We start from the raw sequence: 15,402 nt of genomic DNA, 5'->3' as shown, positions 1-15,402 counted from the left end.
GTAGAGCCGACGCAGCGCCAGGTCTCCTGGAGCGCCCAGGGCTATCGCAGTTAGCGTTGCCGCTCGGGGCTGATCCGTCGACAGGTCTACGAGGGGGCGCTGTGAACCCCTCCCTGGGCGCTACCGACGCCATCCTTGGCGTAGGACCCCCTCTACGACCTGTCCCCTGCGCCCCTCGCCACTCAACTGCGATTGCCCTGCTGGAGCGCACGGAACAATTGCGCTGCCGGCTCGAAATCACTACAATTTCCGGTCTTGAGCCGAATCTGCCCGGATTCCCCACCGGAACCCGGGCGCCTCTGAATCGCCGATTTGTTCCAAAAACCACGTGGGAATAACGAGTTATGAAACGCACCTTTCAACCCAGCGTTCTCAAGCGCAAGCGCGCGCATGGTTTCCGTGCTCGCATGGCCACCAAGAACGGTCGTGCCGTCCTGGCGCGTCGTCGCGCCAAGGGCCGCAAGCGCCTGAGCGCCTGACGCGCGTCGCGTGTCCTGTCAGGGCTTTCCCCGGCGGCTGAGGCTGCTTAACGCCGGGGACTATCGACGTGTCTTCGATACGGCTGCCTTCAAGGTCCACGGCAAGGGGTTGATGGCCCTGGCCACCCCCAACTCCCTGGGACATCCTCGCCTCGGGCTCATCTTCAGCAAGAAGAATGTCCGGCGCGCCGTCGACCGCAACCGCCTCAAGCGCCTCGCGCGTGAATCCATTCGCCTTCGCCAGCATCGCCTCCCCGCCGTGGATATCGTGCTGCTCGCCCGGCGCGGGGTGCAGGAGCTGGACAACGAGACCGTGCATCGCCAGTTGCACGGCATGTGGCGACGACTGGAGCGGGACGCGAGGAAGGGGGAAGGGAGAGAATCGACCGGCGCCCTCGCGACCGAGCGTCGATGACACGCCCAGCCAACCGCTGTCGGCACCCTGCGGAGCCTGCATGCGCATGACCACGCTTCTCGCCGCCATTCTTGACGCCGTCACGCCGAAAGCAGACGCTCTGCTGACGAACGCTAGCCTGCCCTCGGCAGGCTTTCGCGTTTGTCGGGTGGGCGACCTGCGTTGCGCCATCGGAATGTTCACCACCCATCGGGCAGAACCCTCATGGACGTAAAACGACTCTTATTGCTGATTCCCCTGGCGGTCCTCGCCTACCTGATCGTCGTGCAGTGGAATCAGGATTACGGCCAGGTGGCCACGGCACCGCAGGCCCCGGCCATCTCCAGTGACGCCGGCGACGCCCCGTCACCGACGACCGCCGGCAGCGATGATCTCTCGGTCCCCAGCGACGCCGAGGCGTCGGACATGGCCGGCACCATGCCGGGCGAAGCCGCTGCCGGCAACAGCCGCGACCTGGTGGCCGTCACCACCGACGTGCTCGATGTGCGCATCGACCCGGAGGGCGGCGACATCGTCTACGCGGCCCTGCCCCAGCACAAGTTCGCCCAGGAGTCCGAACAGCCCTTCGTGCTGATGGCGGACAATGCCTCGATGAGTTACGTGGCACGCTCGGGCCTCCAGCTGGAAGGCCACCAGGGCCGTATCACCTTCAACCCGGAGAAGACCGAGTACCGCCTGGACGAGGACGAGGGACAGCTGGAAGTCGACCTGAGCGCCACGCTCAACGGCGTCGACGTGCTCAAGCGCTTTACCTTCGCGCGGGACAGCTATGCCGTCGACGTCGACTACTTCGTGACCAACAACGGCGAGACGCCGGTCACCGCGCGCTTCATCGGCCAGCTGGCCCGCGACAACAGCAGCGACCCCTCCAGCGGCCCCAAGATGGGCATGAGCTCCTTCCTCGGCGCCGCCTACTCCTCGCCGGAGACCCGCTACGAGAAGATCGACTTCGAGGATATCCAGGAAGGCAACTTCGCCAACCGGGACGTCGAGGGCGGCTGGGTCGCCATGATCCAGCACTACTTCACCTCGGCCTGGGCCCCGCCCCAGGACCAGCAGAACCTCTACTACGCCACCACCGACTCCCAGGGGCGCAACGTGGCCGCCTTCGCCGGTCCCACCCGCACCGTGGCGGCCGCCGGCGAGACCGCCCTGGGCGCGACCCTCTACCTGGGCCCCAAGGTGCAGGATCGTCTGGAAGAGATCGCGCCCCACCTGGAGCTGACCGTGGACTTCGGCTGGCTGTGGTTCATCGCCAACCCGCTGTTCTGGCTGCTCGATCACATCCACGATCTGATCGGCAACTGGGGCTGGTCCATCGTCATCCTGACCCTGCTGGTGAAGGCCGCCCTGTGGCCGCTCTCGGCCAAGGCCTACAAGTCCATGGCCCGCATGCGCAAGCTGGGCCCGGAGATGCAGCGGCTCAAGGAACAGTACGGCGATGATCGCCAGAAGATGTCCCAGGAGATGATGAAGTTCTACCAGAAGGAGAAGATCAATCCGCTGGGGGGCTGCCTGCCGATCCTGGTGCAGATGCCGGTATTCATTGCCCTGTACTGGATGCTGCTCGAGTCCGTGGAGCTGCGCCATGCGCCCTTCATGTTCTGGATCCAGGACCTCTCGGTGAAGGATCCCTACTTCATCCTGCCGATCCTGATGGGCGCCTCGATGTTCGTTCAGCAGCTGCTGAACCCGACGCCCCCGGACCCGACCCAGGCCAAGATCATGAAGATGCTCCCGGTCGTCTTCACCTTCTTCTTCCTGTGGTTCCCGGCCGGCCTGGTGATCTACTGGGTGGTGAACAACATCACCTCCATCGTCCAGCAGTACGTGATCACCCGCAAGATCGAGGCCGACCCCAGTATCGGCAAGGGCATGAAGACCAAGTAGCCAGGCCCTGCTACGACGCCAGACCCCCGCCCCGGCGGGGGTCTGGCGTTTGTGCCCCCCGACACGGACAATAGCGACGTCTCACCCGAGGAGTCACCGATGGCCGAGAGCCTCTACCCCCAGGACACCATCGCCGCCCTGGCCACCCCGCCGGGCCGCGGCGGCGTGGGCATCATTCGCGTCTCGGGGCCCACCTGCCGGGCGATCGCCGGCAGCCTGCTGGGCCATTGCCCCGAGCCCCGACGGGCCCTGTATGGCCCTTTCCGGGGCGAGAAGGCCATGATCGACGAGGGAATCGCCCTGTACTTCGCGGGGCCGAACTCTTTCACCGGCGAGGACGTCCTCGAGCTGCAGGGCCACGGCGGCCCGGTGATCATGGACCTGCTGCTGGAACGCTGCGTGCAGCTGGGGGCCCGACTGGCCCGCCCCGGCGAGTTCTCCGAGCGGGCCTTCCTCAACGACAAGCTCGACCTGGCCCAGGCCGAGGCGATCGCCGACCTCATCGAGGCCAGTTCCCGCGGCGCCGCCGAGAACGCCCTGCGTTCCCTCCAGGGGGAGTTCTCGCGCCGGGTGGAGGGGCTGGTGCAGCGACTGATCGAGCTGCGCATGTACGTTGAGGCCGCCATCGACTTCCCCGAGGAAGAGATCGACTTCCTCGCCGACGGCCGGGTCGGGGACCAGCTCGCCACGATCCAGTCAGCGCTCGCCGAGGTACGGGCGGCCGCCGGCCAGGGGGCGCTGATGCGCGAGGGCATGAACGTGGTCATCGCCGGACGCCCCAATGCCGGCAAGTCGAGCCTGCTCAATGCCCTCACCGAGCAGGACACCGCCATCGTCACCGATATCGAGGGCACCACCCGCGACGTGCTGCGCGAGCACATCCACCTGGATGGCATGCCCCTGCACGTGATCGATACCGCCGGGCTGCGTGACACCCCCGATGCGGTGGAGAAGATCGGGGTGGCCCGGGCCTGGTCGGAGATCGAGACGGCCGACCGGGTGCTGCTGCTGGTGGATGCCGCCACCACGGATGCCATCGATCCCATGGCCATCTGGCCGGAGTTCGTCGAGCGCCTGGCCGACCCCTCGCGGCTGACGCTGGTCCGCAACAAGGTCGACACCAGCCACGAGAGCGCCGGCCTGGACGTGTCCACAACCACACCGGTGCTACGCCTGTCGGCGAAGACCGGCGCGGGTGTGGATAACCTCAAGGAGCATCTCAAGGCGGTGATGGGGTTCTCGGCCACCACCGAGGGCCGCTTCTCGGCGCGCCGGCGTCACCTGGACGCCCTGGACCGGGCCGACGCGGCGCTGAGCAACGGGGCGGCCCAGCTATCCGGCTACGGCGCCGGCGAGCTGCTCGCCGAGGACCTCCGTGACGCCCAGCAGGCCCTCGGCGAGATCACCGGCGAATTCAGCGCCGATGACCTGCTGGGCGAGATCTTCGGTAGTTTCTGCATCGGCAAGTAACGCCATGTTGTTGTTCTGACTCCCCAGCAGTCGGCGCTGAGGCGCCGGCTCACCCGATGGCTGCCGGGCGAGATCTTCGGCAGCTTCTGCATCGGCGAGTAGACGCCATTTCATCGCCCTGACTCCCCAGCAGTCGGCGCTGAGGCGCCGGCTCACCCGATGGCTGCCGGGCGAGATCTTCGGCAGCTTCTGCATCGGCGAGTAGACGCCATTTCATCGCCCTGACTCCCCAGCAGTCGGCGCTGAGGCGCCGGCTCACCCGATGGCTGCCGGGCGAGACCTTCGGCAGCTTCTGCATCGGCAAGTCGGTGCTCTGCCCTACTCCGGGACCCACCAGCCCCCCTGATGGCGACCGGCATTGCCCAGCAGCGGCGTGAGGGACGCCATGGCGCCTTCCAGACGCCCCTCCAGTCCCCAGGGGGAATTGACCACCAGCATGCCGCTGCCGTACATGCCATGCCCATCGCCCGGCGCCGCCACCGTCAGTTCACTGCGCCAGATCTTGCGCAGCCCACCATCACGCAGCCCGTCGAGCAGCGCCTGATGTCGCCCCGCCGGCAATAGCGGATACCACACCAGGACCACGGCGTGGCGTGCCTTGCGCATGGCCATGAGCACGGTCTCGACGACCTCGCCGTACTCCGCCTTGCGCTCATAGCTGGGATCGATCAGCACGCACAACCGCGGGGTCGGGGCCGGCAGCCCCTGCAGCAAGCCCGCCAGGCCATCGCCATGAATCCGTCGCACATTGGCGGGCAGCGCCTGGTGGGCCAGATGGCCATGCTCCCCGGGATGCAGTTCGAACAGGCGCAGGCGATCCTGGGCCCGCAGCCCCTGGCTCAGCCACCAGGGGGACCCCGGGTAGTGTTCGAGCCTCCTCGACGGCTGGACCCTGGCCAGGGCCGCCAGCCAGTCTCCCAGCAGGGGGGCGTCGGCGAGGCGCTGGCGTGCCTGCCACAGCCGACCGATGCCGTCCCGATGCTCCTGTAGCTTGCTGGCCTCCTCGGACGCGAGGGAATAGAGACCGCGCCCCGCATGGGTATCAATATACGTAACGGCAGATGTTTTACGTAATAGATGCTCGACGACCGTAAAAAGCACCAGGTGCTTGTGAACGTCGGCGAAGTTACCCGCATGATAGGCGTGCTGATAGGAAAGCATGGCTCTCACATCGGTGATTCGGCAAGGAAAAGGCCCGCCACCGGCAAGGTGACGGGCCCGGATGGCGCCTGACGGTCGATCAGCGCTGGGCGATGGGGCTCAGGGTGATCTCCACGCGACGGTTCTGGGCACGTCCCGCTTCGGTGTCGTTGCTGGCCACCGGCTGGTTCTCGCCGTAGCCGCTCATGTAGAGGCGATTGGAGGCGACGCCGCTCTGGGACAGGTAGTTGCCCACGGCCTGGGCACGGCGCTCGGAGAGCTGCTGGTTGTAGGCGGCCTCGCCGGTGCTGTCGGTGTGGCCGGCGATATTGACCCGCGTCTCGGGGTACTGCGTCAGTACCGAGGAGACGTCGTTGAGGGCATTGCGGGCCGTCATGGTCAGCTCACTGGAATCGAAGCCGAAGGTCACGCTGCTCGGCATGTTGAGCACGATGTCATCGCCGCGGCGTTCCACCCCGATGCCGGTGCCCTGCATGTCCTGTCGGAGTTGCTCTTCCTGCTTGTCCATGTAGGCACCGATGCCGCCGCCCGCGGCGGCACCCACGGCGGCGCCGATCAGGGCACGGTCGCGACGACTGGTGCTGCCATCCCCGCTGAGGGCCCCGGCAGCGGCCCCGACCGCCGCACCAATGGCGGCGCCGGTGCCGGTCTTGCTGCGCTGGGTCTGACCGGAATAGGGGTCGGTGGTGGTACATCCCACCAGCAGGGCAGCGGCGGCAAGTGGTGCGATCAGGCGAAAGCTTCTGGTCATGGTGTCGTCGACTCCTTGTTGTGACGATTGGCGTCCTGCACTAGCCCGATATGTCGATCGAGGCCAGCAACTCGTTCAAGAATAATAGACCTTGGGGGGAGGCTTGTAGCCTGTCGGCGTCTTCCACGAGAAGTCCTTTTTTGCGGGCGGTGGCGAGGCGGACGAGCAATGGCTCCGCGGGGAGTCCTGTCGTGTCCCGCCAGTCGGACAGCGGCACCCCCTCGGTCAGGCGCAGGGCGTTCATGGCGAATTCCAGCGGCAGCTCCTCGGGGTCGATCGCCTCACGGCCCGCCACGAATCCGCGGGGGTCGTGCTGTCGACGCAGGTAGGCATCGGGTTGACGGGTCTTCCAGCGCCGTTCGATGGCGTGTCCCCCCTTTCCGGGCACACTCAACTTGCCATGCGCGCCGGCGCCGATGCCCAGGTAGTCGCCGAAACGCCAGTAGTTCAGGTTGTGCCGGGCACGACGACCGGCACGCGCATAGGCGGAGATCTCGTAGCGAGAGAAGCCGGCAGCTTGCAGTCGCTCGTGGCCCAGGTCCTGGATGTCCCATAGCACATCCTCCCGGGGCAGGACGGGCGGATGTGAATGGAACTCGGTGTTGGGCTCGAGCGTCAACTGGTACCAGGACAGGTGCTCCGGGCCAAGCGCCAGCGCCCGCTCCAGGTCATCCAGGGCCAGGGCGGGGGTCTGGCCGGGCAGGCCATGCATCAGGTCGAGATTGAGGTTATCGAAGCCGGCATCACGGGCCTCCTCGAACGCCGCCATGGCATCGCGGCCGGAGTGGATGCGCCCCAGGGCGGTCAACTGGGCGTCCTGAAAGCTCTGCACGCCCAGCGACAGGCGGTTGATGCCGGCCTGCCGATAACCGGCGAAGCGGCCACGCTCGAGGGTGCCGGGGTTGGCCTCCAGGGTGATCTCGATGTCGGCGGCCAGCGGCAACCGCTCGGCGACGGCGTCGAGCAGGTCGCGGTAGAAGGCCGGTGACATCAGGCTCGGCGTGCCTCCCCCGATAAAGATACTCACCAGCTCCCGTCCGGTCACCAGCGGCAGGTCCGCGTCCAGATCGGCAATCAACGCCGCCAGATACGGCCGCTCCGGCAGCTCGGCGCCGCGCCCCACGCCATGAGAGTTGAAGTCACAATAGGGGCACTTGCGCACGCACCAGGGCACATGCACATAGAGGGCGAGCGGTGGCAAGGCCGTGGTCCTCATGCCCGCGACCCGGCGGACAGCGACTCGCAGAGGGCGCGAAGGGCACGCCCGCGATGGCTGCGGCGATTCTTTTCCTCGGCGGACAGTTCGGCCGCGGTCATGCCCAGCTCGCGAATCCAGAACACGGGATCATAGCCGAAGCCCCGCTCCCCCCGTGGAGCGGTGAGGATCTCCCCCTCCCAGCTGCGTTGGACGATCAGTGGCACGGGATCCTCGGCATGACGGAGCAACACCAGCACGCACCAGTAGCGAGCGGTGCGCTTAGCGTCGGGCACCTCGCTCAGGGCATCCAGCAAGCGGCGAGTGTTGCGCCCATCATCTCGCGGCTCACCGGCAAAACGCGCTGAACGGATACCGGGCCGGCCCTGCAGGGCATCCACGGCCAGCCCCGAGTCATCGGCCAGGGCCGGCAGTCCACTGATACGGGCAGCCTCACGGGCCTTGAGCAGGGCGTTCTCGACGAAGGTCAGCCCCGTCTCCTCGACCTCGGTCACGGCGAAATCCGACTGGGGCCGAACGTCGACGCCGAGGGGGGCGAGCAGCTGGTCGAATTCGCGTAGCTTGCCGGCATTACCGCTCGCCAGCACCAGTCTCGTCATCATGGCAGCACCTTGATTGGATTGTTGCGGACCAATTCTACGCGAGCCGGCAATCCGGGAGGAGGGAGAATGCAAAAGGACAAGCACGAACCGGAATCGTTCAAATTCATCATGGAGGAGCATCAAGACCTTCAGGACAAGTTATCCACAATGGTATGGTTTCTCTAATGCCGCTGGAAGCATATCTCTGGTGGAAGGGGGCGGAAAACTGTTTTAACCTTATGATTTCATGGAGGAAAAAGGATAGTTAACATTGAAGAGAACTAAGCAGCCGACATCATATAACGAAAAGTTAGTTACATGTTTTTACATTGCATCCGACACTCATAGCTGGCAGACGACATTGCCCAAGGATTTCATCGGTCGAGGTGATGGTTATCGTCACAGATGCTGAGGTTACACCATGGTCCAGGATAAACGCCAAATACTGCTGGTGACCGAGTCCAACCCGCAGTCACAGCTCTTCACCGACTACTTGCACCAGCAGCTCGAGTGCCCTGTGGGGGTCGTGGCACCAGGCACGGCCTGGAAGCCCAGGGAAAACAATGGGGATGTCCTGGTGCTCCTGGACGCGGACCACATGGACGAAGCCTCCATGCAGGCCTGGCAGACCCATCGAGCCGAGCACCCCAATATTTCCCTGGCCGCCTTCAACCTTCGGGATGAGGATCATGCCGTCGAGACCCTGTCCGGCATGCACCTCCAGGGCATCTTCTATCGCAATGACCCGCTTCCCTTGATTTGCAAGGGTCTGTCCACGCTGCTGGATGGTCAGCTATGGATGTCACGGCAGCTGATGGCACGCATGCTCGAATTCTATCGTCGCCACCAGATCAATGCCTACCGACCGGCCTGCGGCCTGACTCAGCGGGAACTGGAAATCATCGGCCTGCTCGGCTCCGGTGCATCCAATATGGAAATCGCCGATCGACTCTTCGTCAGTGAGCATACCGTCAAGTCTCACCTCTACAACATCTTCAAGAAGATAGAGGTGCATAATCGGCTGCAAGCCGTCAACTGGGCAAGGCAAAACCTGGGGACTCCCCCGCCGTTGACCGAACGACGATCCAACTGCAAGTAATACTTATCAACCAGAAAAATCATAAAAGCATCGATCAAACGAGATGCTATTTTTGTAAATGTCGCGCTCGGAACTGTGTTTTTCTTTACTTGACGGCACGTCAAAGGATAAGTAATGAAGGCACTAAAAAACGTCATTATCATAGGAAAAGGGGAGAATAAGGAAAAAATTATCAGCCAAATCTCAAGCTTGGGATGGTCGATCCATCAGGTAGAATGCATCCAGGAAGCAATGCAATCTCCCAAGGATGACCTTCCTCTCGTTGGGCTATTCATCTTTGAGTCAAGGAGTCCTGGCTTCTCCAGTGAAATTGAAAACTTTATCAACGAAAGAACGATACGTTGGATCGCTATTGTCCAGAAAGCACTGTTGAACAAGAATGATATTCGCCTGGCCATCGGCCAGCTTTTCTGCGCATATCATGTGCTGCCAATCGACGTCCATAAACTTCATTATACTCTGGAGAGCCTTCAAGACATTGCGCATCTTGCGAGTTCAACACGCTGCCAAGGAGAGGCGGGGACAAGTGAGTGCCAGATGGTGGGTCACAGTCCCATCATGCAGGAGCTCTTCAAGACCATACACAAAGTGGCTGTCGTCGATGCTCCGGTATTCATCCAGGGAGAATCCGGCACCGGCAAGGAGCTGACGGCCCGCGCCATACATGACGAATCCTCCCGATCGGGTCATCCCTTCAATGCCGTCAACTGTGGAGCCTTGCCTACCAACCTGATCCAGTCGGAGCTGTTCGGCCATGAGAAGGGCGCCTTTACCGGGGCGAGTCAGCGCAAGATCGGCATCATCGAGAACACTCAGGGCGGAACCCTCTTCCTCGACGAGATCGGCGATCTCCCTCTGGAACTACAGGTAAACCTGCTGCGGTTCCTCGAAAATCATGCGATACAACGGGTCGGTGGCCTGAAGGAAATCGAAGTTGACGTTCGCGTCCTCGCGGCTACCCATGTGGACCTGGATAAAGCCGTAGCTCAGGGCAGCTTCCGCGAAGACCTGTACCACCGGCTCAATGTCCTGCAGGTCAGGATTCCACCGCTGAGGATGCGGGGCGCGGATATCGAGATCCTCGCCCGCCATTTCTTTCACCAATTTGCCAATGAAAAATCCCTGCAAGTGACGGGCTTCAACAAGGAAAGCCTGGCACTGATTCGCCTGTATGAATGGCCAGGGAATATTCGCGAGCTTATAAATCGTGTACGACGCGCCCTGGTCATGTGCGATCATCGCCTGATCCGTCCAAGCGACCTTGGGCTGGAGAGGCGTCACTGTGCTTCACGACATGCCGAGAGTCTTGAGGAAGCCCGGGACATCGCCGAACGGGGCGTCGTGCTGGCGGCGTTGACTCGCAACAGCTTCAACATACAGCATGCCGCCCGAGAGCTTGGCATCTCTCGAGTGACCCTCTATCGTTTGATGGAGAAGCACAAGATCAACCGGGCGAGCGAGGCCTCAGGGCCAAAGGGAAAAGATGAGGGTGGGAAACCGAGGGAAGCTCCGAATGTGCTTCACCTGTCATCGCTCAAGAAAGGGCCATCATAGAATGATGATAATGTATCCTCGCACCATCAGTATCTCGACGTTTATCCCTGGGAGGCCATATGGCCTCCCAGTAGCAGATGATGAGCTCACCTCCCCCTGACCCGAAGAAATTGACATCACCGGCTCGATCCCGTGACTCCGAGGGACTACCCTAGAAAATCACGGAGTGCGTGAACCTGAAAGCGGCAAGGAGTCTTGAGCAACTTGTAAAGTTTTTTTAAATCAAGGGAATAGGGAAAACGATCATGATGTTCGATCTCAAGAGGCTCGCCCTCGCCTGTAGTCTGCTCCCCCTGACAATCTCGGGACATGCCACGGCCCAAACGTCAGAAGACGATACCTTCCAGCCAGTGGGACAGCGTCCACCGCCCTCACGGGAGGCGCCCGAAGTCCAAGCGATCCCAGATATCGGCGGCGTCTTGACGCCCCAGGGCCGTCTCGTACTCGAACCAGAATTCCAGTACTCCCATTCCAGCGTCAACCGCCTGACGTTCCGAGGGGTAGAAATTCTCGAGACCCTGCAAATCGGTCTACTGACTGCCGATGATATCGACCGGGATACCTTTACCGCCGCCGTCACTGGCCGTCTGGGGGTCACCGACCGTCTGGAACTGGAACTACGCGTCCCTTATCTTTACCGGGACGATACGGAAGCCAATGAGCTTGAAGAACCTCCGTTCAGGCTCGAGAGAAACCGGACCGGCAACCATCTCGGTGATATCGAGCTGGCCGCACATTACCAGATCAATAGTGGCGAAAATGGAGCCCCTTTCTTTGTCGGTAACCTACGTTACAAGTCGACTACTGGCCAGGGTCCCTTCGATGTCGACCGTGACGCCAATGGCATCGAGGAAGAACTCGCCACGGGCTCTGGTTTTCATTCCATCGAACCCAGCCTGACGGTGCTCTACCCTTCGGCGCCGGCGGTCTACTTCGCCAACCTGGGCTACCAGTTCCACCTCGAGGACGATGTCAACGAGCGAGTCGGTGAGGTGGAGGTCGAGGAAGTCGATCCGGGCGACGCCGTCCGACTGAGCTTCGGCATGGCCTATTCCATCAATCCCAGGACCTCTTTCACCCTGGGCTACAAGAACGATTTCATCGACAAAACCGAGACGACCTTTTCCGGCGAAGAGGGCAGTTCCGTGACGGGAGAATCCGGCAGCCTGAATGTGGGGTCGATGCTGCTGGGCTGGTCCTATCAGTTCAGCCAGGATGCTGCACTCAACGTGGGCCTGGAGCTCGGCGTTACCGATGATGCCCCCGACACCGTCCTGACGTTGCGCGCCCCCTTCGGCATGAACGTCTTCTAATCCAGAAAGATAACGGCTTCATCGCTTATGGGGTTGGCAGGGACTGGAAACCCCTGCCAACCCCATTCGAAGCCTCCTGCCCTGCCAATCGGACCTGCTAGATACTGGCGACCGATGACAGTGGGGCCATCCAGTCATTCCCTTAGCGAACGATACCCTGTAGAGAATGGAGAATTCTGGCCTTCTGCTGTGCTGCTTTCAGTTCGCCAATATTGTTGACATATACCCCGATATCGATCCTGTTCTGGATGCTCTGTCCAGAGGCCGTGGTCGCCAGAGTGCTGACAATGGCCTGGCGCGTGATGCTGTGCAGTACCGCGGTACTGCCGATACCTGCCGGGCCATCGATCACGATACCGGAGAAGTCGGTGAGCCCGGAGAGATCGAGTCTGCCACCTCCAACGCTGCTCCCAGCCGTCGAGCCAGAGCCAACCTGGGTTACGGCGCTACTACCCGCATTGCTCAGTGTCTGGGATAGCACCTCCATACCGGTGTTTCTAAAGGCCACTTCGGTCTCGTAACGGACGGTGTTGTTGATCAGGGTGGTCAGCTTCGCCCCAAAGTCCAGTTCCATTCCCCCCAGGTTGAAGCCACCTCGCAGGGTGGCCAGTCTGTCCTCGGGAATGACCTCGCCCTGCCGATAGATATCGGGTGCGTCTGAGTGGACACCTTGCACTGCATGGACGAAGGTCGTTGCCGCCGAAGCAGGCGATACCCCCGTCGGAGCCAGGGATGCGGCCCCGACCAACAACACGGCAGACAGGACCCTCAGGGGACCTGCTCGCCGTCGTATTGCTTTTACGTTCATGGTCGGTAACTCCTTGGTGATTACCTACCCAATTCGATACTGCCCGGTAGCGAGAGCAGGTTGGCGCCGACGTTGTAGCGCTGAACCCCTTCCTCGATAGGCGAGGCAGGTCGAACACGCCAGTCACGCTCGCTGTTGAAATGGTTCTGGGCCACGTCCAGGTCGGCCCGAGCACCGAGCACCGTACCGGTCCACAGCGTCTCGAACATCTCCTTCGGGACCACGACGGTTCCCGCCGCCGGGTCGCCGACCAGGACATTCCGGTCATCCACCCCCTTGACGACCACGAAGTGCTTGTACCCGCCCGTATTGATAAGGGTAATGGCGGGCACGCCGATGCGCATGAAGTCATCCAAGGAAATCTCGAAGCCATCGGAGTCGAGTCCCTGGGCATCCAGATAACGTTTCATATCCAGCATGGAAAAGCCGTAAACCTGGATCTGATCCCGGTCTCCCTCACGAATCATCGCCTCGAAGACCTCGCCTTCCGTGGTCGGGCGATCATAGTGATAGGTCAGCAGGGTCGCCACTGCCGCCGAGCCACAGCTGAAGTCGTATTCCTGCCGCACCACTCTCTCCCAACTGATCTCCGACAGGCTCTTGGCCTCGACGTGGAAGGAGCCGAAGAGACTCGATATATTGACCTGGCCGGCTTCCGTGGAGCCAACCGCACCGCCCCCCAACATGGCCAGCAGTACCACCAGCAGAAGGGGGGGAGCTTGTGAATCCTTCATCATGGATTGTGTACCTCCAGCACTCCTCATCAGAGACTCATGCCTGTTGATCGCGAAGGTCTCCCCGCCACCGGGGATCAAGGGTTCTGGATATAGACACTGATGCCGATGGCGTTATTGACGGCGTTGGCGTTGCCCGTGATGTTGTTGAAGATCCCGGTGCCGCTATAGTGGCCCATAGCCCCCTGTTCGAAGGTGATATCGCCGGTCATCATGTTGCCGTTGGTGACATTGAACCCGGAGCCGACGGTGATGGCGTCCATATCCTGGACGCTCTGGACATTGACCCGATCGAGATGCACGTTGACGCCATCCCGGCCACGAGTCTGTCCCATCGCCTCGAGATCCATGCTCTGCAGGGCCTCGAAGCCAACGCTCGCCGGCATTCCTTCTCCGGCCTCGTCGGCACCGGCATAGCCGATCCCCGCCACTCCCATTGACAACCCGACCAGGGACACCATGAGTTGCTGTCTCAGTGGGATGCTCATGATTGCCTTCATCGCTTAGCCTCCTTCCGGCCTGCCCAAGCAGTGGGAAGAACCGGCGGAGCGCACTCCGCCAGTTCCCGACCGTGATGTGACAACTCGGGCCCGTCCCTGGGCCCTCATCCTCAGTTGCCGATGCTCACGTTGCTGTGGGCAGCGATGCTGGTGCCGGACAGCTGCGAGTTGTAGAAGCCGGTGGAGTTGTTGATGTTGGAAACACCACCGTAGACGCCGCCTGCGGCAACCGAGATGCTGGCCGCCCCGGTCCTCAGGATGGCCGCACCGCCGTTGCCACCGGCACCACCGTCGCCGCCGGCACCGCCGGCGGCAACGGCAGCCCCGCCGGTACCCATGCCGCCGCCGCCACCGCCGCCGTAGCCGTCGCCGCCGTCACCGGCCACCGCGCCGGCCCAGCCGCTACCGCTGCCGTCGCCGCCGGTCCCGGAACCCACACCGGTCCCGCTACCGGTCCCGCTGCCGGCGCCGCCGGTACCGGCCGTGGCGCTCGCCCCGGCGCTGGAACCGGCGCCAGCACTCTGGTCCTCATTGCCGTCAACATTGTCGGCGGAAGCACCGCTAGCGGCGCCGCTGCCGGCATTGGCACCGCCACCGAGGCCGAGGCCATAGCCACTACCGTAGCCTTTCCCGTAACCATCGCCGCCGTTACCGTCACCGTGACCAAGTGCGCCGGCATCACCGCCGTCGCCGCCAGTACCGCTGCCACCGTCCCCGCCGACACCGAAGCCAACGCTGACCGCGAGCGCGCCACCACCGGCGGCACCGGCGGCGCCACGAGCCCCATCACCGCCATAGACGTTGATGCCGGCCCCATTCACATGCGACTTCATCTTCTGCATCGAGATGACGCTGATGGAGGTGTTGTAGGACTCGCTCATGGCCCAGGCATCGCCGCCGCGGCCGGTGGCGCCGCCATTCCCGCCGGCGCCAAGCCCTGTGCCGGCCCCCGCACCTCCATAACCAGCGCCATCGCTGCCATCGTCGCCGCCATCATTGCTATCGGCGCTCCCTCCGGCCCCGAAGCCAAACCCGGAACCATTTCCTCCATCGGCGCTGCCGCTGCTGCCACCCACGGCAAGAGCGGCGGAATCAACGTCCTGCTCGGCATCTCCGACGCCGACGCTGGGGTTGGCCTGGGCAGTGGAAATCGCCATGACCAGGGTCAGCAGGGAAGTCCCCGCGATTGCATACGCTTTCATGATCACTCTCCCGTTCGATTCGGCTGGACCATTCTCGTCCGCTGCGAACCGGGCCGATTCGAAGGTCGATAACGGCATCGGTTCTGGTTGCCTGCTCTTGGTCGACGTGAAAGATCGACCTTGAGCCCTCGAAGATCCCGCTCGCAGGCAAGCTACCTAGGGCATATTGCGTGCCAGGAAAACGTAACCAGCTGATAATCTTGGAGAGAAATCGCGCTCATGGCCATGG

Annotated in this window: 15 protein-coding genes; 7 read left to right on the top strand and 8 right to left on the bottom strand. The window is 62.8% G+C overall.

The genetic code is table 11. From position 1 onward, the window contains the following. Positions 1-344: 344 nt before the first annotated feature. The 4 genes from rpmH to mnmE all read left to right on the top strand — a co-directional run bounded on the left by rpmH (position 345) and on the right by mnmE (position 4,254). Complete coding sequence (rpmH, locus tag OCT48_RS19475) at positions 345-479, top strand: 50S ribosomal protein L34 (protein ID WP_008959105.1); 135 nt, start codon at positions 345-347, stop codon at positions 477-479. A gap of 10 nt (positions 480-489) precedes the next feature. After that, entirely contained in the window at positions 490-894 is a 405-nt protein-coding gene (gene rnpA, locus OCT48_RS19470) for a ribonuclease P protein component (RefSeq protein WP_183383096.1), read from the top strand. A 204-nt stretch (positions 895-1,098) separates the two neighbouring features. Beyond that, positions 1,099-2,784: a membrane protein insertase YidC gene (yidC, locus tag OCT48_RS19465; protein ID WP_263590767.1), complete on the top strand. Its 1,686-nt coding sequence runs from the start codon at positions 1,099-1,101 to the stop codon at positions 2,782-2,784. Between the two features lie 99 nt (positions 2,785-2,883). Beyond that, positions 2,884-4,254: a tRNA uridine-5-carboxymethylaminomethyl(34) synthesis GTPase MnmE gene (mnmE, locus tag OCT48_RS19460; RefSeq protein WP_263590766.1), complete on the top strand. Its 1,371-nt coding sequence runs from the start codon at positions 2,884-2,886 to the stop codon at positions 4,252-4,254. Between the two features lie 318 nt (positions 4,255-4,572). Here the strand turns inward: mnmE and OCT48_RS19455 are convergent, their stop codons facing one another. The 4 genes from OCT48_RS19455 to rdgB all read right to left on the bottom strand — a co-directional run bounded on the left by OCT48_RS19455 (position 4,573) and on the right by rdgB (position 7,984). Then, entirely contained in the window at positions 4,573-5,415 is an 843-nt protein-coding gene (locus OCT48_RS19455; protein WP_263590765.1) for a 23S rRNA (adenine(2030)-N(6))-methyltransferase RlmJ, read from the bottom strand. A 79-nt stretch (positions 5,416-5,494) separates the two neighbouring features. Beyond that, the gene (locus OCT48_RS19450) at positions 5,495-6,166 is read right to left on the bottom strand and encodes an OmpA family protein (protein WP_263590764.1); all 672 of its coding nucleotides are present in this window, start codon (positions 6,164-6,166) and stop codon (positions 5,495-5,497) included. A gap of 40 nt (positions 6,167-6,206) precedes the next feature. After that, complete coding sequence (hemW, locus tag OCT48_RS19445) at positions 6,207-7,382, bottom strand: radical SAM family heme chaperone HemW (RefSeq protein WP_263590763.1); 1,176 nt, start codon at positions 7,380-7,382, stop codon at positions 6,207-6,209. Further along, positions 7,379-7,984, bottom strand: a complete 606-nt coding sequence (gene rdgB, locus OCT48_RS19440; protein WP_263590762.1) for an RdgB/HAM1 family non-canonical purine NTP pyrophosphatase — start codon at positions 7,982-7,984, stop codon at positions 7,379-7,381. Before rdgB ends, hemW begins: the two co-directional genes overlap by 4 nt. Before the next feature lie 400 nt (positions 7,985-8,384). On the opposite strand from rdgB, the gene OCT48_RS19435 reads away from it, so the two are divergent. The 3 genes from OCT48_RS19435 to OCT48_RS19425 all read left to right on the top strand — a co-directional run bounded on the left by OCT48_RS19435 (position 8,385) and on the right by OCT48_RS19425 (position 11,929). Then, on the top strand, positions 8,385-9,062 hold the full coding sequence (locus OCT48_RS19435) for a LuxR C-terminal-related transcriptional regulator (protein ID WP_183383103.1): 678 nt from the start codon (positions 8,385-8,387) through the stop codon (positions 9,060-9,062). A 114-nt stretch (positions 9,063-9,176) separates the two neighbouring features. Beyond that, positions 9,177-10,616 (top strand): sigma-54 dependent transcriptional regulator, encoded by a 1,440-nt coding sequence (locus tag OCT48_RS19430; RefSeq protein WP_263590761.1) that lies wholly within the window; start codon positions 9,177-9,179, stop codon positions 10,614-10,616. Between the two features lie 245 nt (positions 10,617-10,861). Continuing rightward, positions 10,862-11,929, top strand: a complete 1,068-nt coding sequence (locus tag OCT48_RS19425) for a transporter (protein WP_263590760.1) — start codon at positions 10,862-10,864, stop codon at positions 11,927-11,929. A 142-nt stretch (positions 11,930-12,071) separates the two neighbouring features. On the opposite strand, the gene OCT48_RS19420 is transcribed toward OCT48_RS19425, so the two are convergent. The 4 genes from OCT48_RS19420 to OCT48_RS19405 all read right to left on the bottom strand — a co-directional run bounded on the left by OCT48_RS19420 (position 12,072) and on the right by OCT48_RS19405 (position 15,173). Further along, entirely contained in the window at positions 12,072-12,737 is a 666-nt protein-coding gene (locus tag OCT48_RS19420) for a hypothetical protein (protein WP_263590759.1), read from the bottom strand. Between the two features lie 20 nt (positions 12,738-12,757). Beyond that, on the bottom strand, positions 12,758-13,474 hold the full coding sequence (locus OCT48_RS19415; protein ID WP_263590758.1) for a C39 family peptidase: 717 nt from the start codon (positions 13,472-13,474) through the stop codon (positions 12,758-12,760). A 74-nt stretch (positions 13,475-13,548) separates the two neighbouring features. Next, a complete protein-coding gene (locus OCT48_RS19410; RefSeq protein WP_263590757.1) occupies positions 13,549-13,971 on the bottom strand; it encodes a hypothetical protein in 423 nt (140 codons plus the stop codon). A 110-nt stretch (positions 13,972-14,081) separates the two neighbouring features. Next, the gene (locus tag OCT48_RS19405; RefSeq protein ID WP_263590756.1) at positions 14,082-15,173 is read right to left on the bottom strand and encodes a hypothetical protein; all 1,092 of its coding nucleotides are present in this window, start codon (positions 15,171-15,173) and stop codon (positions 14,082-14,084) included. Between the last annotated feature and the right edge of the window lie 229 nt (positions 15,174-15,402).

This window comes from Halomonas sp. M4R1S46, assembly GCF_025725685.1.
In the GTDB taxonomy this organism is placed as follows: Bacteria; Pseudomonadota; Gammaproteobacteria; order Pseudomonadales; family Halomonadaceae; genus Halomonas.
The sequence above is the reverse complement of the archived record's forward strand: the minus strand, read 5'-3'. Positions and strand labels throughout refer to the sequence as shown.